Here is a 1428-nt window from a genome sequence, read left to right as displayed (position 1 = left end):
GGCCCGCCGGCGTCGGCGTCGTAGGAGGCGCCGGTGAGGGTGTTGGTGAGCCGCATGACGAGGGCGCCCCGGTAGGCGACGCGGCGGACGGTGCCGTCGGGGTCGGCGGCCAGCACGTGCCGCTCGACCCGGTCGACGACGGGCTCCAGGTGCACCGGGAAGTCGCAGCGGGCGCCGGCCGGCAGGTCGAAGGACGGCGAGGGCCACGGCTCCCAGCCACCGCCGTCGGCGGCACCGGCCGTCGGGGCGGCGGCCAGGGTCGCGGCCAGGGCGGCGACGGCGGTGGCGGCGGCGGTCGCGAGGCGGAGGGGAATGCGCTGCATGACGGGTCTCCTGATGGCGCGTCGGACTGTTCGGCGGCCAGCCTGACAGGGCCCGCTGACCGGATTCTCACCATCGCCCGGCCCGCCCGGCGGCGGCACCGCCGGAACGGGCGCCGTAGGGTGGCCCGCCATGGAGTTCCGACTGCTCGGACCGTTCGAGGCCGACCACCAGGGCGAGCCCGTCCTGGCCGGCGCGCGCCGCCAGGAGCGGTGCCTGCTCGCCGTCCTGCTGCTGGAGGACGGCCGGGTGGTCGCCACCGAGCGGCTGATCGACCTGCTCTGGCACGGCGGCCCGCCCGCCTCGGCGCGCGGCACCGTGCACACGTACATCGGACGGCTGCGCGCCCGGCTGCGCCCGCACGGCGTGGTGATCGACACCCGGCACGACGGCTACGCCCTCGTCCCGGGCCACCACGGCCTGGACGTCCGGGAGTTCCTCGAACTCACGGCCCGCGCCGCCGCCACCGGCGACCCGTCCGAGCGGCTGCGCTGCCACGACCGGGCGCTCGCGCTCTGGCGCGGGCCGCTGCTCGCGGACGTCGCCGACGAGGCGCTGCGCGGGCGGCTCGGCGGGCGGCTGCTGCACCTGCGGCTGTCGGCCCTGGAACAGCGGGCCGAGCTGCTGCTGGCGATGGGCCGGCACGACCGGCTGCTCGCCGATCTCCCGCTGCGCGACGGCGGGTTGGACGGCCTGCCGCCCCGGGAGCGGCTGGTGCGCGCCGCGATGACGGCCCTGTACCGGGCGGGCCGGCAGGGCGAGGCGCTCGCCCTCTACCGGCGGACCCGGCGGACCCTGGTGGAAACGCTGGGCGTCGAGCCGGGAGCCGAACTCACCGCGCTGCACCAGCGGATCCTGCGCGCCGACCCCCGCCTGGACCGGCCGCCGGCGCCACTGTACGCGGTGCGGGTGGGCGAGGAGTGGCTGCCGTGGAGCGCGGGCGGGCACCCGGCGCTGGAGTTCTGCAACACCTTCGCCGGCTGGGGGTCACCGTCGGCACCGCCCGGGTCGGACTGGCTGCGCGGCTACTCGACGCTCGCGGTCTGGGCCGGGCACCAGGACCTCGCGGCCCAGCCGCTGGTCGAGGCGCTGCTCCGGCAGGCGTCC

General features: G+C 78.1%; 1 protein-coding gene and 1 pseudogene. One reads left to right on the top strand and one right to left on the bottom strand.

Going from position 1 to position 1428, the window contains the following annotated elements; genetic code table 11:
- A pseudogene (locus ABD308_RS23010) lies at positions 1-323 on the bottom strand (hypothetical protein); the annotation flags it as partial.
- A 130-nt stretch (positions 324-453) separates the two neighbouring features.
- Between ABD308_RS23010 and ABD308_RS23005 the strand changes: the two are divergent.
- Positions 454-1428: AfsR/SARP family transcriptional regulator (locus ABD308_RS23005; protein WP_344338123.1), on the top strand; the 975-nt coding region annotated here is incomplete at its 3' end.

Source organism: Kitasatospora putterlickiae, from assembly GCF_039527695.1.
Classification (GTDB): Bacteria; Actinomycetota; Actinomycetes; order Streptomycetales; family Streptomycetaceae; genus Kitasatospora; species Kitasatospora putterlickiae.
This window is presented reverse-complemented; position numbering and strand designations above follow the sequence as displayed.